At 71.2% G+C, this 21,511-nt stretch carries 18 protein-coding genes and 1 tRNA gene; 13 read left to right on the top strand and 6 right to left on the bottom strand.

What is annotated here, in order from left to right; all coding sequences use genetic code 11:
• Nucleotides 1-91: 91 nt before the first annotated feature.
• Entirely contained in the window at nucleotides 92-2,527 is a 2,436-nt protein-coding gene (locus ACFXGX_RS30365) for an SCO7613 C-terminal domain-containing membrane protein (protein ID WP_384797207.1), read from the bottom strand.
• Between the two features lie 87 nt (nucleotides 2,528-2,614).
• On the opposite strand from ACFXGX_RS30365, the gene ACFXGX_RS30360 reads away from it, so the two are divergent.
• A complete protein-coding gene (locus ACFXGX_RS30360) occupies nucleotides 2,615-3,061 on the top strand; it encodes an SRPBCC family protein (protein ID WP_384797204.1) in 447 nt (148 codons plus the stop codon).
• Between the two features lie 39 nt (nucleotides 3,062-3,100).
• Nucleotides 3,101-3,172 (top strand) — tRNA-Val (locus ACFXGX_RS30355).
• A 130-nt stretch (nucleotides 3,173-3,302) separates the two neighbouring features.
• Here ACFXGX_RS30355 and ACFXGX_RS30350 read toward each other — a convergent pair.
• Nucleotides 3,303-4,028, bottom strand: coding sequence for a 3'-5' exonuclease (locus ACFXGX_RS30350; RefSeq protein ID WP_384797201.1), 726 nt, complete (start codon nucleotides 4,026-4,028; stop codon nucleotides 3,303-3,305).
• A 170-nt stretch (nucleotides 4,029-4,198) separates the two neighbouring features.
• Between ACFXGX_RS30350 and ACFXGX_RS30345 the strand changes: the two genes are divergently transcribed.
• The 3 genes from ACFXGX_RS30345 to thrS all read left to right on the top strand — a co-directional run bounded on the left by ACFXGX_RS30345 (nucleotide 4,199) and on the right by thrS (nucleotide 8,136).
• Entirely contained in the window at nucleotides 4,199-4,765 is a 567-nt protein-coding gene (locus ACFXGX_RS30345) for a DUF4365 domain-containing protein (RefSeq protein ID WP_037621207.1), read from the top strand.
• Nucleotides 4,762-5,979, top strand: a complete 1,218-nt coding sequence (locus ACFXGX_RS30340) for a hypothetical protein (protein WP_384797198.1) — start codon at nucleotides 4,762-4,764, stop codon at nucleotides 5,977-5,979. Before ACFXGX_RS30345 ends, ACFXGX_RS30340 begins: the two co-directional genes overlap by 4 nt.
• 180 nt (nucleotides 5,980-6,159) lie before the next feature.
• Nucleotides 6,160-8,136: a threonine--tRNA ligase gene (gene thrS / locus ACFXGX_RS30335; protein WP_384797195.1), complete on the top strand. Its 1,977-nt coding sequence runs from the start codon at nucleotides 6,160-6,162 to the stop codon at nucleotides 8,134-8,136.
• Nucleotides 8,137-8,280: 144 nt separating this feature from the next.
• On the opposite strand, the gene ACFXGX_RS30330 is transcribed toward thrS, so the two are convergent.
• A complete protein-coding gene (locus ACFXGX_RS30330) occupies nucleotides 8,281-8,937 on the bottom strand; it encodes a potassium channel family protein (RefSeq protein WP_384797192.1) in 657 nt (218 codons plus the stop codon).
• 67 nt (nucleotides 8,938-9,004) lie between these two features.
• On the opposite strand from ACFXGX_RS30330, the gene ACFXGX_RS30325 reads away from it, so the two are divergent.
• Complete coding sequence (locus ACFXGX_RS30325; RefSeq protein WP_355771704.1) at nucleotides 9,005-9,565, top strand: HIT domain-containing protein; 561 nt, start codon at nucleotides 9,005-9,007, stop codon at nucleotides 9,563-9,565.
• Nucleotides 9,566-9,706: 141 nt separating this feature from the next.
• Here the strand turns inward: ACFXGX_RS30325 and ACFXGX_RS30320 are convergent, their stop codons facing one another.
• Entirely contained in the window at nucleotides 9,707-11,374 is a 1,668-nt protein-coding gene (locus ACFXGX_RS30320; protein WP_384797189.1) for a hypothetical protein, read from the bottom strand.
• A gap of 179 nt (nucleotides 11,375-11,553) precedes the next feature.
• Nucleotides 11,554-13,749: an elongation factor G-like protein EF-G2 gene (locus ACFXGX_RS30315; protein WP_384797186.1), complete on the bottom strand. Its 2,196-nt coding sequence runs from the start codon at nucleotides 13,747-13,749 to the stop codon at nucleotides 11,554-11,556.
• A 217-nt stretch (nucleotides 13,750-13,966) separates the two neighbouring features.
• On the opposite strand from ACFXGX_RS30315, the gene pgsA reads away from it, so the two are divergent.
• The 3 genes from pgsA to ACFXGX_RS30300 are packed head-to-tail and all read left to right on the top strand — an operon-like array spanning nucleotide 13,967 to nucleotide 16,793.
• Nucleotides 13,967-14,689 (top strand): phosphatidylinositol phosphate synthase, encoded by a 723-nt coding sequence (gene pgsA / locus ACFXGX_RS30310; protein WP_384797214.1) that lies wholly within the window; start codon nucleotides 13,967-13,969, stop codon nucleotides 14,687-14,689.
• Nucleotides 14,686-15,636, top strand: a complete 951-nt coding sequence (locus tag ACFXGX_RS30305) for a phosphatidylinositol mannoside acyltransferase (RefSeq protein WP_384797183.1) — start codon at nucleotides 14,686-14,688, stop codon at nucleotides 15,634-15,636. Before pgsA ends, ACFXGX_RS30305 begins: the two co-directional genes overlap by 4 nt.
• Nucleotides 15,633-16,793: a glycosyltransferase family 4 protein gene (locus ACFXGX_RS30300; RefSeq protein ID WP_384797180.1), complete on the top strand. Its 1,161-nt coding sequence runs from the start codon at nucleotides 15,633-15,635 to the stop codon at nucleotides 16,791-16,793. The genes ACFXGX_RS30305 and ACFXGX_RS30300 overlap by 4 nt, the downstream gene beginning before the upstream one ends.
• 249 nt (nucleotides 16,794-17,042) lie before the next feature.
• Here the strand turns inward: ACFXGX_RS30300 and ACFXGX_RS30295 are convergent, their stop codons facing one another.
• Nucleotides 17,043-18,014: an SGNH/GDSL hydrolase family protein gene (locus tag ACFXGX_RS30295; RefSeq protein WP_384797177.1), complete on the bottom strand. Its 972-nt coding sequence runs from the start codon at nucleotides 18,012-18,014 to the stop codon at nucleotides 17,043-17,045.
• A 387-nt stretch (nucleotides 18,015-18,401) separates the two neighbouring features.
• On the opposite strand from ACFXGX_RS30295, the gene ACFXGX_RS30290 reads away from it, so the two are divergent.
• The 4 genes from ACFXGX_RS30290 to ACFXGX_RS30275 all read left to right on the top strand — a co-directional run bounded on the left by ACFXGX_RS30290 (nucleotide 18,402) and on the right by ACFXGX_RS30275 (nucleotide 21,421).
• Nucleotides 18,402-18,947 (top strand): hypothetical protein, encoded by a 546-nt coding sequence (locus tag ACFXGX_RS30290; RefSeq protein WP_355773224.1) that lies wholly within the window; start codon nucleotides 18,402-18,404, stop codon nucleotides 18,945-18,947.
• A gap of 188 nt (nucleotides 18,948-19,135) precedes the next feature.
• Nucleotides 19,136-19,984, top strand: coding sequence for a pyridoxal 5'-phosphate synthase lyase subunit PdxS (pdxS, locus tag ACFXGX_RS30285; protein WP_245173337.1), 849 nt, complete (start codon nucleotides 19,136-19,138; stop codon nucleotides 19,982-19,984).
• Nucleotides 19,985-19,988: 4 nt separating this feature from the next.
• Complete coding sequence (pdxT, locus tag ACFXGX_RS30280; RefSeq protein ID WP_384797174.1) at nucleotides 19,989-20,591, top strand: pyridoxal 5'-phosphate synthase glutaminase subunit PdxT; 603 nt, start codon at nucleotides 19,989-19,991, stop codon at nucleotides 20,589-20,591.
• Between the two features lie 77 nt (nucleotides 20,592-20,668).
• Nucleotides 20,669-21,421 carry a YebC/PmpR family DNA-binding transcriptional regulator gene (locus ACFXGX_RS30275; RefSeq protein WP_384797171.1) on the top strand — a complete coding sequence of 251 codons (753 nt, stop codon included), beginning with the start codon at nucleotides 20,669-20,671 and terminating at the stop codon, nucleotides 21,419-21,421.
• Nucleotides 21,422-21,511 lie beyond the last annotated feature (90 nt).

The following is a 21,511-nucleotide window of genomic DNA, read 5'->3' as shown; positions in this document are numbered from 1 at the left end:
CCGAGCTCTCGGCTCCGCTCGAGCAGGGGGGACCCCCATGACGCCGCCGGGCCCGCCCTCCGGGCGGACGACGCGACTTTGCGGACACGACCTAGTCCATCCTCCCCAGCACCTCCCGCACCCGTCGTGCGTCGCGGATCCGCTGCTCGTACGTGGCGCCGAGCGCGAGCAGCAGCAGACCGGCGAGTGCGGGAGGCGTCCAGCGGGGGAGCGCGTCCACCACCTGCACGATGTACGGGGCGAGTTCGTGCATGGCGTCCAGGACGAGCACCGCGCCGCCCACCACCAGCGGAGCCTGGAGCCGGTGCCGGGCACCCAGCAGGGTGACGGCGAGCGCCGCCGCGCCCAGCAGCAGCGGACGCGGCCAGTGGCCGTCGCCCCACGCCGCGAACAGGCTCGGCACGAGTGTCACGGACAGGCCCGGCGCGTACGCCGTCCACGAGGACACCGAGCTGTCCGAGCGGCGCCTGAACGCGCCCAGGAGCAGTGCCGGAACCGTCACCGGCAGGGTGTACGCCTCAGGGGAGCCGACGCCCCAGGACGCGAGCCGCACCCAGGAGGCCAGCACGAACAGCACGGCGGCCGCGTGTCCGAGGGAGCGCCGGTCCTTCCGTACGGCCGTGCCCGCGGCGATCAGGCCGCACAGGGCCAGGACCGTGGCCAGCAGGGCCGGTTCGGCCACCGCGAGCGCGACGGCGAGCAGCCCGGCGAGAGCACCGGTGATCTCGATCGACACGGTCGTCGGCACGTCCTCGGTGCGCGCGGCCAGCAGCGCGGCGACCACGGGCACGACCAGCACGAGCAGCGCCGTGTGCTGGGGCTGGAGGCCGAGGGAGGCGCCGGCCGCACAGGCGAAGGCACTCGCGTACCCGAGCGCCGCGGGCGCCGCCACCGGGCCGAGGCCGGTCCGCGGGGCCGTCGCCGCGAACAGGGCGGTCAGCGCGGCGAGCACCGTCAGGGTCGCGCTCTCGGAGGCCAGCGCGAGGAAGGCGAGACTGAGGGAGGTGAGCAGGGCGAGCACGAGCGCCGTCGGCCGGGGGCCGGTCCGGCGGGCGTACCCGAGCAGGGCCGCCGTGGTGAGCCCGTGGACGGACAGCGCGGCCGCGTAGGGGAGTTCGAGGGTCGCCGGGAGCACGAACACCGTCGCCCACGCCAGGATCAGTGCACCCGCCACGGCGTACGGACGCCAGGCGGCGGCGCGGACGGCCACCACCAGGACCGCGGCCACGAGCGCGAGCACGAGCGGTGCAGTGACCGCGTCGGCGGGCCAGGGCAGGCCGTTCGTCACCGCGTCCCGCGCGTCCGACGGAGCGCCGGACCAGACGGAGCCCGCCCACCCGGCCGGCCCCAGCAGCGTGATCACGACCACGGGCAGGGCCCAGGCCACGGCGAGCGCCCCCACACAGCCGGAGGCCAGGGACAAACCGCGGCGCACCGGCGCGGTAAGACCCGCTCCGGCGACGGCGAGGAGCGCGATCGCGCACGCCAGATGACCGGGGACCGTCCACGCGTCCGGCAGGGACGTGCGCAGCAGCCCGCCGAACGCGACGACACCGGTCAGCCCCCCGGCCGTCGCGATGCCCGTCGCGGTGTTCGTGCCGAGGCCCGGCTTCGGTGCACCCCACGCCGCCGTCAGCGCGACCGAGGCGGCGAGGAGGAGGAGCGCCGCCGCACGGGCGGCGGCGCTCGGACCGGCGGACGTCCAGGACAGCCAGCCGGCCGCGAAGGTGCCCCAGCCGCCCAGGCCGTACGCCCCGACGGCGGCCACGGCACGGACGGAGCGCAGGGGCACGCGCAGGGCGAGCGCCGTGTCGAGCGCCGCCGTGACCAGCAGCGCGGCCGTGACGGCGTACGCACCCGCGGAGGCGGCCACCGCCCACAGCAGCAGCGGCAACTGCGCGGCGACCACGGCGGCGGGCAGCGGCAGCCGCAGCGACGGACGCGTACCGGGGCCGGCCGTCCGGAGCGGCGCGCCGAGCGCGAGGCCGTACGCGGCCCACACCGCGGCCAGCGCCGCCGAGGCGAGCGCCGCGTAACCGACGCCGTCCGTACTCGGGAGCGCCACCGCGTACAGGGCGTACGCGTCCAGGACCGTCAGGACGAGCCCGGTGCCCGCGAGCGCCTCGGCCGTCGAGCGCAGTCCGCGCCGCAGCAGGGGCACGGGAGCGCCGAGCGCGGCCAGCGTCACCGCGCCGAGCACCAGGGACCGGCCCGTGATCCCCAAGCGGCCCCAGCCGACCAGCGTGAACGCGACGGCGGCGACGGCCAGAAGGATGCCGCCGAGGAGGAGGAGCGCGTTCTGCACCCCGGGTGCGGTGGTCTCGGGCCGCCGGGCCCCGGGCGCCGGGGACACGGTCCGTACCGGCGCCGCTTGGAGCGCGTGGACCAGCCAGGCGCGACGGGTCAGCAACACGGCGCGTCGCGCGTCGAGTTGCCGCAACTCGGTGTCCAGGAACCGCAACTCGTCGACAGGGGACGGGATCTGGGTCATGGTTCGGAGTGTGGTCCGGGTCACGCCCGCGGACATGAGCGCGCGTACTCACGCCGTACTCAGATCCGCGGACATGCCCAGGAGGTACTTCCGGTGCCTCCGCCGCGTCGGCACACTCGGTCCATGGACTGGACCCACTACCGTTTCCACACCGTGTGGCAGCTGCCCGCGCCGCCGGCGGACGTCTACGCGGTCCTGGAACACGCCGAGACCTACCCGCGCTGGTGGCCCCAGGTGCGCGAGGTGACCCCCGTCGACGAACACAGCGGCGTCATCCGGATCCGCTCGGTCCTGCCGTACGACATCACCATCACCGCACGCGCGGCGCGCCGGGACCCGGCGGCCGGCGTCCTGGAGATCGGCATGTCGGGTGATCTCGACGGCTGGGCACGCTGGACCTTCGACGCGGCCGGTCCGGGAACCCGTGCCCGGTACGACCAGGAAGTGCACGTCACCACGCCTCTGCTGCGGCGGCTCGCCGTGCCGGGACGCCCCTTCTTCCGCGCCAACCACGCCCTGATGATGCGCGCGGGAGAGCGCGGACTGAGGGCTCACCTCACAACGGTTTGAACCGCACCCGCCAGGACCTGTATTGTTCAGTCCGTTCCCGGGCGATTAGCTCAGTGGGAGAGCGCTTCGTTCACACCGAAGAGGTCACTGGTTCGAACCCAGTATCGCCCACCCGGAGAAGACCGGTCCGTCATCGACGGACCGGTTTTTCGTTGTGCCGACGCCATCGCGTCCGGTCGGCCCGTGCCCGCTCGTTCGGACAGCGCGCGGTCGGAACCGTGCCCGCTCGGACAGCGCGCGGTCAGGCCGCCGCCTGCAGATCCGGGCGCAGCGGCCACGCCGGATCCACAGCCTCCGGTGAACCGCTGCGCGCGAACCAGGCCTGCAGCCCGCGCGCCTGCGCCGCGTGCCACACCGCCTGGAGCGTATGCAGTTCGGACGGCGACAGCCGCTCGAGCCGGGCCGCGAAACGGCGCCCCACCGCACGGACCACCTCCATCGAGGCCAGCGCGTCGGCCGCCGCGTCGTGCGCGCCCTCCAGCGGCACCTCGTAGTGCGCGCACAGATCCGTCAGGGTGCGGCGGCCCTTGCGATAGCGGTCCAGATGCTTGTCGAGGACGCGCGGATCGAGCACGCGCAGCGACACCGACTCGAACCAGTGGTCGAGGGACGAGGCCCGGTGCCTGCGCAACTCCCGGTCCAGCAGCGTCAGATCGAACGGGGCGTTCATCACCACCAACGGCCGCCCCGCCGTGGCCTGTTCACTCAGCTCCCGCGCTATCTCCTCCATCACGGGCGACGGCCAGCGGCCGTTGCGCTGTAGATGTTCGTCCGTGAGCCCGTGCACCGCCGTCGCCCCCGCGGGCACCGGCACTCCAGGGTTCACCAGCCATCGGGTCACCCGCGGACGGGCTCCCGGGGCGTCCTGGACGACGACGGCGGCCGACACGATCCTGTCGGTCTCGACGTCCACGCCCGTGGTCTCCGTGTCGAACGCGGCCAAAGGGCCCTCGTACCAGCACGTCATACGTACACAACTCCTCGTTCACCCACGACAGCTGACGCACCGTCTTCTGTCCGTTTGGTGATACCCGGCCCGTTTGCGCCGTACGCCGGAAGGAGACAACAGAGGTACGGGTCTTTGCAGTTCAGCGACCCGTCGCGGGGATACATCAAGCCTGGAAGGCTGTTGGACTCATGGCACTCGCGCAGCCCGAACGGGGCGGGCTGCTGCCCCAGCGGACGGCACCCCATCGCGGCTCACTCGCCACCACCGCCTGCATGGAGACCTTGCAGGTGGGCTACTTGCACGCCGTCGCGGCGGCCGCGGGCTGTTCACTGTCCCAGCCGTTTCCCGACAACGGCATCGACTGGCACGTCAGCCACAGCGCCCCCGGGCACACGGTCGACGACGAAGTCACCATCAAGGTTCAGCTCAAGTGCACGTACCAGATCCCGCCCAACCCCCCGGGGCCCGCCTTCTCCTTCACGCTCGACAACGAGCACCTGGCGAAGCTGGCGCGCACCCCGGTCTCGGTGCACAAGATCCTGGTCGTGATGCTCGTGCCCAGATCCCAGGACGACTGGCTGCGCGCCAGCCACGACCGGCTCGACCTGCGGCACTGCTGCTACTGGATCAACCTCGCCGGACACGCCATCACGGGCCGGCGCCGGACCACCGTCCGGATCCCGACGGCCCGGATCTTCGACGACCGGGCCCTGTGCGAGATCATGACGCGGGTCGGGACGGGAGGCAGACCATGACACACCGCCCCATCGACGAGGCGCTCCGGCCGGTCAGGCCCCACCCCGCCGAAGCCTTCTGGAACGATCCGCCGGCCCCCGACCAGGTGGACCCGGCCGTGCTCGGCGCGCTGCTGCGGCGGCACGGCTGGCAGCGCCGCGGGGGAGCGGCCGGGCGGTACGGCAGGTGGACCCCACCCGGGCCCGGGGGCGGCGGCACCAGCCTGCTGGTGCCGGAGAACCGGGCCTTCCCCGACAGCGACGACCTCCTCGGCGAGGCACTCGTCGCGCTCTCCCGCAGCGGCTCCCCGGCCGCGCGGGACGTACTCGTCGCCCTCGCCGTGCCCAGCGACGAGATCCACTGGTGGCGGGACGTGCCGACCGGTCCCGTGGGCGCGGCGCCCTGGACGGTCGAGGAGCAGACCCGCGGGGCCGCCCGCCAGATGCTGCTCGCCGGGGCGCTCGCCGCGCACGCGCGTGCCGGCTATTACGGCGCCCGGCACCGCAGGGCGGCCACCGCCTCCCTGGAGAACGTCCTGGTCGGCGCGGAGCCGGGCGGGCGGGGCCTCACCGCCTTCGTTCCCGTCACCTCCGGCCGGCCGCTCGCCGTACGGCTGCACGAGGCGCTGTGCGCGGCCCGCGAGGCCATCGACTACCAGCGGGCCACCGGCGGCATGGAAGCCTTCGACGCCGCCGTCGAGGCGGGCGTCAGCCATGAACTGATGGAAGCCCTGGTGACCCTCGTCCGGGGCACCGAGGGCGCCCGCATCACCGTCGAGTGGTCGCCCGCCGCGGGCGTCCCCGAGGGCGGCGCGCATCCCGCCGAGCCCGTCGAGTTCTCGCCCGGTGACCTGCCCGTCCTGCGCGAGGCCGGGGCCCGCTATCTGCGCGAGGAGCCGTCCGTGCCGGTGCGGCTCACCGGTGCCGTGGTCCGGATGCGCCGGTCGGGTCCGCGCGGGGCCGGCACGGTACGGCTGCGCGTCATCGCGGGCGCCGAGGTCCCGCACGTGCGCATGACCCTCGACGAGGAGGCGTACCGGATAGCGGGCCAGGCCCATCTGGTGGGGCTGCCCGTGCGGGTGCACGGACGCCTTGAGAGCCGCGGCGGCTTCCGCAGGCTCACGGACGCCACCGGTGTCGTACCCGTCCAGGTGGACGAGGCCGAACGGGACCGGCTGATGAAGTCGCTCCAGGAGAATCTGGACTTCTTCGAGGAGGCCTGCAGCGAGGACTGAGGGCAGGCGTGCGGGGAGGGCCGTTCCCGTGCGCGGCGAGGGCCGAGGCCCGTGTCCGGCGCGGACCGGGGTGCCCTGTCCACAACCGTTTCGCGGAGGGGACCCCGGGCTCGGTAGGATTCGGGGCATTGCCATGCCATCCCGTATGTGGTGTGGCACCCCTTCAGTCAGGAGAGACCGGTGTCAGACGTCCGTGTGATCATCCAACGCGATTCCGAGCGGGAAGAACGCGTGGTGACGACGGGGACTACGGCCGCCGACCTCTTCACCGGCGAGCGCACCGTCGTCGCGGCCCGTGTCGCGGGTGAGCTGAAGGACCTCGCGTACGAGGTGCGGGACGGCGAGGAGGTCGAGCCGGTCGAGATCTCCTCCGAGGACGGCCTGAACATCCTGCGCCACTCCACCGCGCACGTCATGGCCCAGGCCGTGCAGGAGCTCTTCCCCGACGCCAAGCTGGGCATCGGCCCGCCGGTCAAGGACGGCTTCTACTACGACTTCGACGTGGAGAAGCCCTTCACGCCCGAGGACCTCAAGGCCGTCGAGAAGAAGATGCAGGAGATCCAGCGGCGCGGGCAGCGCTTCTCCCGCCGTGTCGTCACCGACGAGGACGCCCGCGAGGAGCTCGCGGCCGAGCCGTACAAGCTGGAGCTCATCGGCATCAAGGGCGCCGCCTCCACGGACGACGGCGCGAACGTCGAGGTGGGCGGCGGCGAGCTGACCATCTACGACAACCTCGACGCCAAGACCGGCGAGCTGTGCTGGAAGGACCTCTGCCGCGGTCCCCACCTGCCCACCACCCGTAACATCCCGGCGTTCAAGCTGATGCGCAACGCCGCCGCGTACTGGCGCGGCAGCGAGAAGAACCCCATGCTCCAGCGCATCTACGGCACCGCCTGGCCCTCCAAGGAGGAGCTGAAGGCGCACCTCGACTTCCTCGCCGAGGCCGAGAAGCGCGACCACCGCAAGCTGGGCAACGAGCTGGACCTGTTCTCCATCCCGGAGCAGATCGGTTCCGGCCTCGCCGTCTTCCACCCCAAGGGCGGCATCATCCGCCGGGTCATGGAGGACTACTCGCGCCGCCGGCACGAGGAGGAGGGCTACGAGTTCGTCTACACCCCGCACGCCACCAAGGGGAAGCTCTTCGAGACCTCGGGCCACCTGGACTGGTACGCCGACGGCATGTACCCGCCCATGCAGCTCGACGAGGGCGTGGACTACTACCTCAAGCCCATGAACTGCCCGATGCACAACCTGATCTTCGACGCGCGCGGCCGCTCGTACCGTGAACTGCCGCTGCGCCTGTTCGAGTTCGGCACCGTGTACCGGTACGAGAAGTCGGGCGTCGTGCACGGCCTGACCCGCGCCCGGGGCTTCACCCAGGACGACGCGCACATCTACTGCACCAAGGAGCAGATGGCGGACGAGCTCGACAAGACGCTCACCTTCGTCCTGAACCTCCTGCGCGACTACGGCCTCACCGACTTCTACCTGGAGCTGTCCACCAAGGACCCGGAGAAGTTCGTCGGCTCGGACGAGATCTGGGAAGAGGCCACCGAGACGCTGCGCCAGGTCGCCGAGAAGCAGGGCCTCCCGCTGGTCCCGGATCCGGGCGGCGCCGCCTTCTACGGCCCGAAGATCTCCGTGCAGGCCAAGGACGCCATCGGCCGCACCTGGCAGATGTCGACCGTGCAGCTCGACTTCAACCTGCCCGAGCGCTTCGACCTGGAGTACACCGGCCCCGACGGCTCCAAGCAGCGCCCGGTCATGATCCACCGCGCGCTGTTCGGCTCCATCGAGCGCTTCTTCGCCGTGCTCCTGGAGCACTACGCGGGCGCGTTCCCGGCGTGGCTGGCGCCCGTCCAGGCGATCGGCATCCCGATCGGCGACGCGCACGTGGAGTACCTCCAGAAGTTCGCCGCCGAGGCCAAGAAGCAGGGCCTGCGCGTCGAGGTCGACGCGTCCTCGGACCGGATGCAGAAGAAGATCCGCAACGCGCAGAAGCAGAAGGTGCCCTTCATGGTCATCGCGGGCGACGAGGACATGGCCGCCGGCGCCGTCTCCTTCCGCTACCGCGACGGCTCCCAGGAGAACGGCATCCCCCTCGCCGAGGCCATCGCCAAGATCGCGAAGGTCGTCGAGGAGCGCGCCCAGATCTGATCCGACCGGCTCTGACCGGATCAGGTCGAACCTGTCTGGTCCGGTCCGGTCCTATCCGGACGGGACAGGACCGGACGGACCGGTCGGACCTGTCGAGTCGGATCCGGTCGGCACGGCTCGGCCGAGACCCCAGCCCCCGGGAAGCTAGCTTCCCGGGGGCTTCTCGTCGCCCTCGCGCGAGAACCGCTGCAGCAGCCACGAGGAGAACGACCCCGTCACAGCGCCGAGCAGCCCGAGACCGCACGCCATCATGGCGACCGCGATCGTCCGCCCTCTCGGCGTCACCGGCGTCACATCCCCGTACCCGACCGTCGCGAGCGTGGAGGCGGCCCACCACACCGAGTCGCCGAAGGTGACGATCGTCGCGTGCGGTGCCTTGTACTCGGCCTGGTAGACGGCGAGGGCACCCGAGAAGCCGAGCAGCAGGACCGAGAGGCTCGCGTAGAAGATCACCCGTGAGTACAGCGGGAGGCGGGGCTCGCCGCGGCGCCGCAGCACGGAGTCGTAGAGCTTGACGACGCGCAGCGGCCGCAGCAGCGGCAGGACGAGCACCACGGTGTCCAGCACATGACGCCGGAGGAACCGCCGCCCTTGCCCGCTGAGCCGCCAGCGCACCAGGTAGTCGACGAGGAACACCGCCCAGATGGCCATCACCAACGAGAAACAGGCCTCGCGCGCGTCCTCGGGCAGATCGTGCGCCAGGACGTGCACCGCGTACCCGGCGAGGAACAGCAGTGACCCGATCGCCAGCGGTACCTCCGTGCGCCGCTCCCAGCGGGTCATCGGGCTGTCGTCGTCCATGGCCACAGCTTGGCCGCAGGCTCCTTTGCCCGGCACCCGCCGACACGCCGCGAACGGGCGAAGCAATATGCTGCAACACATGACGAGTGAGCCGGAGCAGCAGATCGGAGTGGGAACGCAGGACGCGTTCCAGCGCCTTTGGACGCCCCACCGGATGGCCTACATCCAGGGCGAGAACAAGCCCACCGGCCCGGGGGCCGACGACGGTTGTCCGTTCTGCTCGATACCGGCCAAGTCCGATGAGGACGGGCTGATCGTGAGACGCGGGGAGCACGTGTACGCCGTGCTCAACCTCTACCCGTACAACGGCGGGCACCTGATGGTCGTGCCCTACCGGCACGTCGCGGACTACACGGACCTCACGGGGCCGGAGACCGCCGAACTCGGTGAGCTGACCAAGCAGGCCATGACCGCCCTGCGTACCGCCTCCGGCGCGCACGGATTCAACATCGGCATGAACCAGGGGACGGTCGCGGGCGCCGGCATCGCCGCCCATCTGCACCAGCACATCGTGCCCCGCTGGGGCGGCGACACCAATTTCATGCCCGTCGTCGGCCACACCAAGGTCCTGCCGCAGCTTCTCGCGGACACCCGCAAGATGCTGGCGGAGGCCTGGCCCAGCGCGTAGCCCCGGTCCGGGGCGCCCACCCGTCGGGCGCCCCGTCCGTCGCCGCCTCGGAGCCTGTCCGTGCTCGCGGCCTGTCCGGGCTCGCACCGCCTGAGGCCGCGGCCGGACGCACCCCCGTGCGGCCGCGTGCCCGGCCCGCGGCTACGCGTCGTACAGGTCCGCCTTGCGCGGCGAGAGATCCTGCACCGCCGTGCTGAGGAACGACGAGCGGTTGCCGAACTTCTCCGTGTCGACGCCGTTCTCCGCGAGGACCTTGATCGCCGCCGAGTGCACCACGCGCAGCACCGGCGTCGCCGCCCGCAGCGCGTCGTCCGCCATGAAACGGTGCCGCCACGGCTGGTCGGCCCAGGCGTGCCGCAGCCCGAAGGGCTCGGGCAGCGCCAGACTCCCGCCGATCCAGTTCAGCAGCGGCGGGTACCAGGTGAGCGGCGCCCGCGCCGTGAGCCGCACGACCTCGTCCGCGGTGACCAGCGGCAGGTTCACCTTGCGGGTCTCCCAGAACTTGACGGCCTTCGCGACCTCCTTGGTGGGGGCCTCCGGCTTGCTGGTGAACAGCGGGTTCACCGGACCCAGCGCGTGCCCGGTCACCTCGATGCGCAGCGTCTGGTGCAGCACGGTCACCGTGATCATCATGGTGATGATCAACTGGCCGTCCCAGAGCGTCCACTGGACCCCGAGATAGTGCCGGTCCCCGCTGCCGAACTGCTGCTTGTTGCAGATGTCCTGCACGGCGTGCGTCTTGATCGTGTACGCGTCCACATCCGTGCCGCCCGGCCGGGACACCGCCTTCGCGTTCTCGCCGATCGGGGTGACGACCCAGTGCTTTATCGAAGGCGCCGGAAAACCACCGGTGTTGAGCGGGCCGCGCTCCAGCATGCGCAACTGGTCGTGGACGTTGCGGATGACGTCCCAGCTCCGGAACGGATGGATCTCCTTCTTCTCGTCCAGCGCCACCAGGTCCTCGGCGAGCTGCCAGCTCCCCCAGCGGGTGCCCATGCCGAGTATGCCCTTGGGGCCCGCGTAGAAGACCGAGTTGGACTGCTGCTCCGCGGTGAGCCGGGCGAGCGACTGGCGCAGTTGCTCCGCCGCCGTCTCACCGGGGCTGCCGGGAACCGCCTCGGGAATCTTGGCGCCGATGCCGCCGCCCGACAGCAGGCTGCCCCAGCGCTCCCGCAGATCCCTGGCCGTGCGCTCGCAGATCCGCTTCGCCCACAGCCAGCCCACGACCGGGAGGACCACCGAGGCGCGCGCGTACCAGGCCCAGAAGCCGGTGAACGGCATGCGTACGAGGAAGAGGACGGCCAGGGCGCCGACCGCGAGCAGGAGCGTGGTGCCGAGCGCGGAGCCCCGCTTGTCCGTGCGCTTGGTGATCTGCGTGCGGATCTGAAAGGTCATCAGCCACACCAGCAGGCCCGGCAGGAACAGCAGTCCGCAGAGCACCATGACGGCGGAGAGCCAATTGTCGCGTTCCCGGCGGATGTTGGTGGCCGCGAGACAGTGCTCCACGACGACCTGCGGTTCCGTGCCGAAGGACTGGATCAGCGGAGCGCGACCCTTGCCCAGCATGCGGGCCGTGACGGCACCCGCGAAGGCCTCGCCGAGATTGGGCGCGAACAGCTTGATCCGGCCGGCCTTCACCGTGGACTGGTGCCATTCGTTGTCGGCCTTGAGGATCTCCTCCATCGGACTGTCGCGGTACGCGGCCGAGGCCAGGGCGAACGTCGCCGCCGTCTGCCCCGCGGAGCCCGTGAGCGGCACCTGCGCCCCGGGAGTGAAATCGAAACCGTCGAACGCCACTTCCGCCCCCATCGCCGCCGCACCCGCTCCTGCGGCCTTCCCGACTTCGGTGTCCCGCACACCTGTTGATCAGGTCTTCGTCTTGATCAGTTCTCAGAGTATCGGCCGCGGCCGACATTCGTCGGTGGACGGCCGAAGCCGCCCACCGACGAATGAAGCCCTTCGCCGGAGTGCCCGGGGCACCCCGGCTCTCAGGTACCCGCTTCCTGTTCGTGAAGCCGTTCGGCGATGTGCTGCGGCATGGGTTCGTGCCGTGCGTAGGACCGGTCGAAGCGCGCGGTGCCGTGCGAGACGGACCGCAGATCGACGGCGTACCGCCCGATCTCGATCTCGGGCACCTCGGCGCGCACCAGCGTGCGCCCGCCGGCCGCCTGCTCGGTGCCGACCACCCGGCCGCGCCGTCCCGACAGGTCGCTCATCACCGGGCCCACGTAGTCGTCGCCGACCAGGACGGTCACCTCCGCCACCGGCTCCAGGAGATGGATCGTGGCGTCACGGGCCGCCTCGCGCAGCGCGAGCGCGCCCGCCGTCTGGAACGCGGCGTCGGAGGAGTCCACCGAGTGCGCCTTGCCGTCCTTCAGCGTGACGCGCACGTCGATGAGCGGATAGCCGGCGACCACGCCCTTGGCCGCCTGGGCGCGCACCCCCTTCTCGACGGAGGGGATGAACTGCCGGGGCACGGCGCCTCCGACGACCTTGTCCACGAACTCGATGCCCGAGCCGTTCGGCAGCGGTTCGACCTCGATCTCGCAGATCGCGAACTGGCCGTGCCCGCCGGACTGTTTGACATGGCGGCCGCGCCCGGTGGACGGGCCGGCGAACGTCTCGCGCAGGGACACCTTGTGCGGCACCACGTCGACCTGCACGCCGTAGCGGTTGCGCAGCCGTTCCAGGGCTACGTCCGCGTGCGCCTCGCCCAGGCACCACAGGACGACCTGATGGGTGTTCTGGTTCTGCTCCAGGCGCATCGTGGGGTCCTCGGCCACGAGCCGGCCGAGGCCCTGGGAGAGCTTGTCCTCGTCCGCCTTGCTGTGCGCCTCGATGGCGAGCGGGAGCAGCGGGTCGGGCATCCGCCACGGCGCCATCAGCAGCGGGTCGTCCTTGGCCGAAAGGGTGTCCCCGGTCTCGGCGCGGCTCAGCTTCGCGACACTGGCGAGGTCGCCCGCGATGCAGTGGGTGAGGGCGCGCTGCTGTTTGCCGAACGGCGCGGACAGGGCGCCGACGCGCTCGTCGACGTCGTGGTCCTCGTGCCCGCGGTCGGTCAGTCCGTGCCCGGAGACGTGCACCGTCGCGTCGGGGCGAAGGGTTCCGGAGAAGACGCGCACCAGGGAGACCCGGCCGACGTAGGGATCGGACGCGGTCTTCACGACCTCCGCGACCAGCGGACCGTCCGGGTCGCAGGCCTTCACCTCACGGGGTACGCCGTCCGGTGTGGTCACGGTGGGCGCCGGGCGCTCCAGCGGGGTCGGGAAGCCGCCCGTGATCAGTTCGAGGAGCTCGACCGTGCCGAGCCCCTGCCGGGCTCCCTCGGCGGCGGGCGCGGCGGCCAGTACGGGGAAGAAGCTCCCGCGGGCCACGGCCCGTTCCAGGTCCTGCACGAGTGTCCCGAGGTCGATCTTCTCGCCGCCGAGGTAGCGGTCCATGAGCGTCTCGTCCTCGCTCTCGGCGATGATCCCCTCGATCAGCCGGTTGCGGGCCGTCTCGATGAGCGGCTGCTGCTCGGGTCCTGGGTCCGCCTCCTTGCGCTCTCCGGAGGAGTAGTCGAACAACTGCTGGGTGAGCAGGCCGATCAGGCCGGTGACGGGCGCGTGCCCGTCCGGTCCCGCGGCGCCGTGCAGCGGGAGGTAGAGCGGGAGTACGGCGTCGGGGTCGTCCCCGCCGAACGCCTGCGCGCAGATCGCGGTCATCTCCTCGAAGTCCGACCTGGCCGATTCGAGATGGGTGACCACGATGGCCCGCGGCATCCCGACGGCCGCGCACTCCTCCCACAGCATCCGGGTCGAGCCGTCCACCCCGTCCGCGGCCGAGACGACGAAGAGGGCCGCGTCCGCCGCTCGCAGACCGGCCCTCAGTTCGCCGACGAAGTCGGCGTATCCGGGGGTGTCGAGAATATTGATCTTGAACCCGTCCCAGTCGACGGGTACCAGGGAGAGCTGCACCGAACGCTGCTGCCGGTGCTCGATCTCGTCGTAGTCCGAGACGGTGCCGCCGTCCTCCACGCGGCCCGCCCGGTTCACCGCTCCCGCCGTCAGCGCGAGAGCTTCCACCAATGTCGTCTTGCCCGATCCGCTGTGGCCGACCAGCACCACATTCCGTACGGACGCGGGGTGGTCGGCCGCCGTAGCCCTGCCGGCGGCTCCGGGGTGTGTGTTCGCCTTGTCGCCCATGGCCTTGCCTCCCGTGCACGGTGAGGTCTCTGTGGGCGCGGGACATGCCGGGGCCGCGTGCGGCGGCTCCGGTGACGCCCGCGGTCCTTCGAGCTTTGCACTCGCGTCACTGTGCGTCCATACAAGGGACGCGATCGCGCCGTGACACCCGCGGCGTCCGGCCGAGACACGGGAGGGGCGGGTGCCCGGCCATCGCACAAGCGCACGCGTGGCTACGATGGGCCAGCCGACGGCCAGCAGGGGCCGCCCGGCGACACCGAACCTCGGGAAGGCCATGCTGAACAAGTACGCGCGTGCATTCTTCACGCGTGTCCTCACACCGTTCGCCGCGTTTCTCGTCCGCCGGGGGGTGAGTCCCGACACCGTCACCCTCCTGGGCACGGCCGGAGTCATGGCGGGCGCGCTGGTCTTCTTTCCCCGGGGAGAGTTCTTCTGGGGAACGATCGTCATCACGCTCTTCGTGTTCTCCGACCTGGTCGACGGGAACATGGCGCGCCAGCTCGGCCGCTCCAGCCGCTGGGGCGCCTTCCTGGACTCCACGCTCGACCGGGTCGCCGACGGCGCCATCTTCGGCGGCTTCGCGCTCTGGTACGCGGGCAACGGCGACGACAACGTCCTGTGCGCCGTGTCGATCTTCTGTCTCGCCAGTGGCCAGGTGGTGTCGTACACCAAGGCGCGCGGCGAGTCGATCGGACTGCCGGTCGCGGTCAACGGCCTCGTCGAGCGCGCGGAGCGGCTGGTGATCTCGCTGGTCGCAGCCGGTCTTGCGGGTCTGCACACGTTCGGAGTGCCCGGCATCCAGGTGCTGCTGCCCATCGCGCTGTGGATCGTCGCCGTCGGCAGCCTCGTCACGCTGATCCAGCGGGTCGTCACCGTGCGCCGTGAGGCCGCCGAGGCGGACGCCGAGGTCGCCGCCCACAACAGTGAGGCCACCTCGTGACGAGCCTGCGCGACAGGCTGGTCGACGGCGCCTACGCCTTGGGCTGGGGCGTCGTCAAGAAGCTTCCCGAGCCGGTCGCCGTGGGCCTCGGCCGCACGATCGCCGACATCGCGTGGAAGCGGCGCGGCAAGGGGGTCCAGCGCCTGGAGAGCAACTACGCGCGCGTGGTGCCGGACGCGACACCGCAGCGGCTCGCGGAGCTCTCCCGGGCCGGCATGCGCTCCTACCTGCGCTACTGGATGGAGTCGTTCCGGCTTCCCGCGTGGAGCGAGGAGCGGGTGACGAACGGGTTCGAGGTCAAGGACGTGCACCACCTGACCGACGGGATCGCCTCCGACCGGGGCGTCATCCTGGCCCTTCCGCACATGGCGAACTGGGATCTCGCGGGCGCCTGGGTCACCACCGGGCTGAAGACGCCGTTCACGACCGTCGCCGAGCGCCTCAAGCCCGAATCGCTGTACGACCGATTCGTCGCCTATCGCGAGGGCCTCGGCATGGAGGTCCTGCCGCACAGCGGGGGTGCCGCGTTCGGCACGCTGGCCCGGCGTCTGCGCGAAGGCGGGCTGATCTGCCTGGTCGCCGAACGGGACCTGTCCGCCTCGGGCGTCGAGGTGGACTTCTTCGGCGAGGCCACCCGGATGCCCGCGGGACCGGCCCTGCTCGCCCAGCAGACCGGCGCCCTCCTCCTGCCGGTCACACTCTGGTACGACGAATCTCCCGTGATGCGCGGCCAGGTGCATCCGCCCGTCGAGGTCCCCGAGTCGGGCACCCGGGCCGAGAAGACGTCTGTCATGACACAGGCGCTGGCCGACGCCTTCGCCGAGGGCATCGCCGAGCACCCGGAGGACTGGCACATGTTGCAGCGGTTGTGGCTCAAGGACCTCGACGCCGGGAAGGCTCCCCGCGAGGACTCCGACGCGCAGGATCCCGAGAAGAGGGCTTCGTGAGGATCGGCATCGTCTGCCCGTACTCCTGGGACGTCCCGGGCGGCGTCCAGTTCCACATCCGCGACCTGGCCGAGCACCTCATCGGTCTGGGGCACGAGGTCTCCGTCCTCGCCCCCGCGGACGACGACACACCCCTGCCCCCGTACGTCGTCTCGGCGGGCCGAGCGGTCCCGGTCCCGTACAACGGCTCGGTGGCGCGGCTGAACTTCGGTTTCCTGTCGGCGGCCCGGGTACGGCGCTGGCTGCACGACGGAACCTTCGACGTGGTCCACATCCACGAGCCGTCCTCGCCGTCGCTCGGCCTGCTCACGTGCTGGGCGGCCCAGGGGCCGATCGTCGCGACCTTCCACACCTCGAACCCGCGCTCCAGGGCGATGGTCGCCGCGTACTCGATCCTCCAGGCCGCCCTGGAGAAGATCAGCGCGCGGATCGCGGTGAGCGAGTACGCCCGGCGCACGCTGGTCGAGCACCTCGGCGGTGACGCCGTCGTCATCCCGAACGGCGTCGACGTCGACTTCTTCGCCCGCGCCAAGCCCAAGCCCGAGTGGCAGGGCGACACCATCGGCTTCATCGGCCGCATCGACGAGCCCCGCAAGGGCCTGCCGGTGCTCATGAAGGCGCTGCCCGCGATCCTGACCGAGCGTCCCCGGACGCGGCTGCTGGTCGCCGGGCGCGGTGACGAGAAGGAGGCCGTGGAGTCGCTGCCCGCCGAGATGCGCTCGCGTGTCGAGTTCCTCGGCATGGTCAGCGACGAGGACAAGGCCCGTCTCCTGCGCAGCGTCGACCTGTACGTCGCGCCCAACACCGGCGGCGAGAGCTTCGGGATCATCCTGGTCGAGGCGATGTCCGCCGGGGCGCCCGTGCTCGCGGCGGATCTGGACGCGTTCGCCCAGGTCCTCGACCAGGGCTCGGCGGGCGAGCTGTTCGCCAACGAGGACGCGGACGACCTGGCCGCCGCCGCGCTGCGGCTGCTCGCCGACCCGGACCGCCGGGCCGCCCTGCGAGAGCGGGGGAGTGAGCACGTACGGCGCTTCGACTGGTCGACGGTCGGAGCGGACATCCTGTCCGTGTACGAGACGGTGACGGACGGCGCCGCCGCGGTGGCCACGGACGAACGCACAGGCCTCCGGGCCCGGTTCGGCCTGGCCCGCGACTGACGCCCCCGGGGCCGTCGTGACGGAGCCCGGCTCAGGAGTCCCTGCGTTCTTCTCCGGGACCGGGCCGGCCCTTCGTACGGTCGGCCCACCCGGGGGCGCCGGATGCGCGTTCGGAGTTCTGCCGTCCGCGGGTTCCGGTGTTCGGCCGCCCGGCGTCCCACGCCGTCCCGGCCGCCCACACGGAGTTGCCTCCGTGCCGGAGGGCCGGAGGCAACTCAGCGGTGGATCGAGGGCGGGGTACCGCGCGGGTCAGCTCGGGGCGATGGCGTTCAGGATCGCCGACGCGACGTGGTCGGCCGCGTTGCGGTGGCCCCTGGCGTTGGGGTGCACGAGGGTCGGCCGGTCGTCGCTGTCGAGTATGCCCTCGACCCACTTTCCGGCGTCGCAGACGCTGTGGTTCCGGGTGGAGTCGTAGAGGTCGACGAAGGTGGCGGAGCCGTGTGCGCCGGCCGACTTCTCGATGGCCTTGTTGAGGGGTTCCAGGACGTCCTGGCGCAGCCAGTCCAGATCACCCTGGGTGATCGAGAGGAACTGGTGCAGGTCGTTGTACCGGCACTTGGAGGTGTCCTTGGGGATGATCGTGGGGTAGCCGACGGCCAGGATCTTGGCGTGCGGGCCCTTCTCGTGGAGCTTGGCGAGCATCGCGTCGTAGTCCTTGCTCACCTTGGTCAGCTTGCCGGGGATGCCGGCGGCCAGCTCCTCCTTGCACGGCGTGCCCACACCCCCGCTGCCCTGTCCCAGTTCCAGACACTTGCGGAGGATCTCGTCGAACCCGAGGGTGTTGCCGCCCACCCCGACGGTGATCACGTCGGTGCCGGACTTGACCGCCTCGGACTGGGGAGGCACCGGGGGGAACGGGTAGTCCGGGTCCTCGGAGAAGGGCGGCAGGTGCCGGCCGATCGGCTCCTGGGCCCGGAAGGTGACGTCCTCGATCGTGGCGGCGCCGCAGCTGACGTTGGTCAGCTCGATGAGCCCGCCGAGATCCCGGTCGATGACCTGCGGGTAGGACAGGTCGGTGCGCTCGCAGCCGTCGCGGGGGATTTCGAAGATGTCGCCGGCGGCCGGGATGACCCCGGCGGTGTAGGAGTCGCCCAGCGCGACCCAGTCGTAGGAAGCGGCCGCGGCGGGCTGTGCCCCGGCGAGTTGCCCGGGAGCGAGGGCGCCGGCGGTGAGGGCCGCGGCCGAGCCGAGCAGGGTCAGATGAGTGCGGAACTTCGCCATGAATCCTCCAGGAATATGCCTTTGGCATGTCTTTACCTCTGGAGAATAGTTACTGAGAGCATTGAATCCCGCACAAACAGTCACGTTTTGCGGGGTTCGAGGATGTGCCCGTTTGCGGCGGGCGCGTTCTGGAAGGGCCGGCTTCCCTGTCCGGACCGTCCACTTCCGAGGTTGGACCGGGCTCGCGCGATGTGTGTGACCCCTGTGGCGTCGGCCGCCCCGACGGGACGCCGATGATGCCGCCGCGCCGAGACCGGCCGGAGCATGACGGTCCGCGGCAGGCCGGGCCGGGTAGCGGGCCCGGGAGCGGCCGGCTTCCGACGGGGCGGCCCATCTCGTCCACGGGGCCCGGTCGGCCGACGAGGCGCACGGGTAGCCTTGCCGCCCGTGACCGCAACCCTCATCTGGATCCTCGTCGGCCTCGTCGCGATCGGCCTCTACCTGAGCTGGACCGCCGGGCGTCTCGACCGGCTGCACGCTCGTATCGACGCGGCCCGCGCCGCCCTGGACGCGCAGTTGCTGCGCCGGGCCTCCGTGGCGCAGGAGCTCGCCACCTCCGGGGTGCTCGACCCGGCCGCCTCGATCGTGCTCTACGAGGCGGCGCACGCGGCCCGGCAGGCCGAGGAGGAGCAACGCGAGGTGGCCGAGAGCGAGCTGAGCCAGGCCCTGCGGGCGGTCTTCGGGGAGACCCAGCAGGTCGAGGCCGTGCGCGAGGTGCCCGGTGGCGAGGAGGCGGCCGGCGAGCTGGCCCAGGCCGTGCGCCGGGTGCCGATGGCGCGGCGCTTCCACAACGACGCCGTACGCGCCGCCCGCGCCCTGCGCCGGCACCGCAAGGTCCGCTGGTTCCGCCTCGCGGGCCACGCCCCGTTCCCCATGGCCTTCGAGATGGACGACGAGCCCCCGACGGCCCTGGCGGACCGCCCGACGAGCTGATGGACACGGGAGGGCGGCAAGGAAAACGATCCACCGCCTGTCCATTGGCCCTTGCAGTGGACTGGTCACCTCGCGTTTCCTCGGAGCTGCAGAAATCCCCTTTCCCCGAGTGAGGTCAACCCGTGTCCAGCACCCTCTCCAACTCCGCCGAGAACACCGCGATCGGCACCGCCCGCGTCAAGCGCGGCATGGCCGAGCAGCTCAAGGGCGGCGTGATCATGGACGTGGTCAACGCCGAGCAGGCGAAGATCGCCGAGGACGCCGGCGCCGTGGCCGTCATGGCTCTGGAGCGGGTCCCCGCCGACATCCGCAAGGACGGCGGAGTCGCCCGGATGTCGGACCCGAACATGATCGAGGAGATCATCGAGGCGGTCTCCATCCCCGTGATGGCCAAGTCCCGCATCGGCCACTTCGTCGAGGCCCAGGTCCTGCAGTCCCTCGGCGTCGACTACATCGACGAGTCCGAGGTCCTCACCCCGGCCGACGAGGTGAACCACTCCGACAAGTTCGCGTTCACGACCCCCTTCGTCTGCGGCGCCACCAACCTGGGCGAGGCCCTGCGCCGTATCGCCGAGGGCGCGGCCATGATCCGCTCCAAGGGCGAGGCCGGCACCGGCAACGTCGTCGAGGCCGTCCGCCACCTGCGCCAGATCAAGAACGAGATCGCCCGCCTGCGCGGCTTCGACAACAACGAGCTGTACGCCGCCGCCAAGGACCTGCGCGCCCCGTACGAGCTCGTCAAGGAGGTCGCCGAGCTCGGCAAGCTGCCGGTCGTGCTGTTCTCCGCCGGTGGTGTCGCCACCCCCGCCGACGCCGCGCTCATGCGCCAGCTCGGCGCCGAGGGCGTCTTCGTCGGCTCCGGCATCTTCAAGTCCGGCGACCCGGCCAAGCGCGCCGCCGCCATCGTGAAGGCCACCACCTTCTACGACGACCCGAAGATCATCGCGGACGCGTCCCGCAACCTCGGCGAGGCCATGGTCGGCATCAACTGCGACACCCTCCCCGAGACCGAGCGCTACGCCAACCGCGGCTGGTAGTCACATGAGCACTCCTGTCATTGGCGTCCTGGCTCTCCAGGGCGACGTACGGGAACACCTCATCGCCCTGGCCGCGGCGGACGCCGTGGCCAGGCCGGTGCGGCGCCCCGAGGAGCTCGCCGAGATCGACGGTCTGGTCATCCCGGGCGGTGAGTCCACCACCATCTCCAAGCTCGCGGTCCTCTTCGGAGTGATGGAGCCGCTGCGCGCGCGGGTCCGCGACGGCCTGCCCGTCTACGGCACCTGCGCGGGCATGATCATGCTCGCCGACAAGATCCTCGACCCGCGCTCGGGCCAGGAGACCATCGGCGGCATCGACATGATCGTGCGCCGCAACGCCTTCGGACGGCAGAACGAGTCCTTCGAGGCGGCGGTCGACGTCAAGGGCGTCGAGGGCGATCCTGTAGAGGGCGTCTTCATCCGCGCCCCCTGGGTCGAGTCCGTGGGCGCCGAGACCGAGGTGCTCGCCGAGCACGGCGGCCACATCGTCGCGGTACGCCAGGGGAACGTGCTCGCCACGTCGTTCCACCCGGAGCTGACCGGCGACCATCGTGTGCACGGCCTGTTCGTCGACATGGTCCGGGCGAACCGGACAGCGGCGTCCTAGTAGGATCTGGGGGTCCCCCAAGGCTCCGCGAGCCAGGGGAGTTCGTCCAGGTTGGGTTACGCGAAGGAGACAGGCAGATGTCCGGCCACTCTAAATGGGCTACGACGAAGCACAAGAAGGCCGTGATCGACGCCAAGCGCGGCAAGCTCTTCGCGAAGATGATCAAGAACATCGAGGTCGCCGCCCGCACCGGTGGCGCCGACGTGTCCGGCAACCCGACGCTGTTCGACGCCATCCAGAAGGCGAAGAAGAGCTCGGTCCCGAACAAGAACATCGACTCCGCGGTCAAGCGCGGCGCCGGTCTCGAAGCCGGTGGCGCCGACTACGAGACGATCATGTACGAGGGTTATGGCCCGAGCGGTGTCGCGGTGCTCATCGAGTGCCTCACCGACAACCGCAACCGCGCCGCCTCCGACGTGCGCGTCGCCATGACCCGCAACGGCGGCAGCATGGCCGACCCGGGCTCCGTGTCGTACCTCTTCAACCGCAAGGGCGTCATCGTCGTCCCCAAGGGCGAGCTGACCGAGGACGACGTCCTCGGTGCCGTGCTCGACGCGGGCGCCGAGGAGGTCAACGACCTCGGCGAGAGCTTCGAGGTCCTCTCCGAGGCCACCGACCTGGTCGCGGTGCGCACCGCGCTCCAGGGAGCCGGCATCGACTACGACTCCGCCGACGCCAACTTCGTCCCGACCATGCAGGTCGAGCTCGACGAGGAGGGCGCGCGGAAGATCTTCAAGCTGATCGACGCGCTGGAGGACAGCGACGACGTGCAGAACGTCTTCGCCAACTTCGACGTCAGCGACGAGGTCATGGAGAAGGTCGACGCCTGACCGAGGGCTTGCTCGGAGCGACGGGGGGGGGGGGGCCCCCCCCCCCGGCCCGCGGGCGAGGTATGGGGACCCCGACGCAGCGAGCGCATG

This window comes from Streptomyces sp. NPDC059371 (genome assembly GCF_042751995.1).
GTDB lineage: Bacteria > Actinomycetota > Actinomycetes > Streptomycetales > Streptomycetaceae > Streptomyces.
The sequence above is the reverse complement of the archived record's forward strand: the minus strand, read 5'-3'. Positions and strand labels throughout refer to the sequence as shown.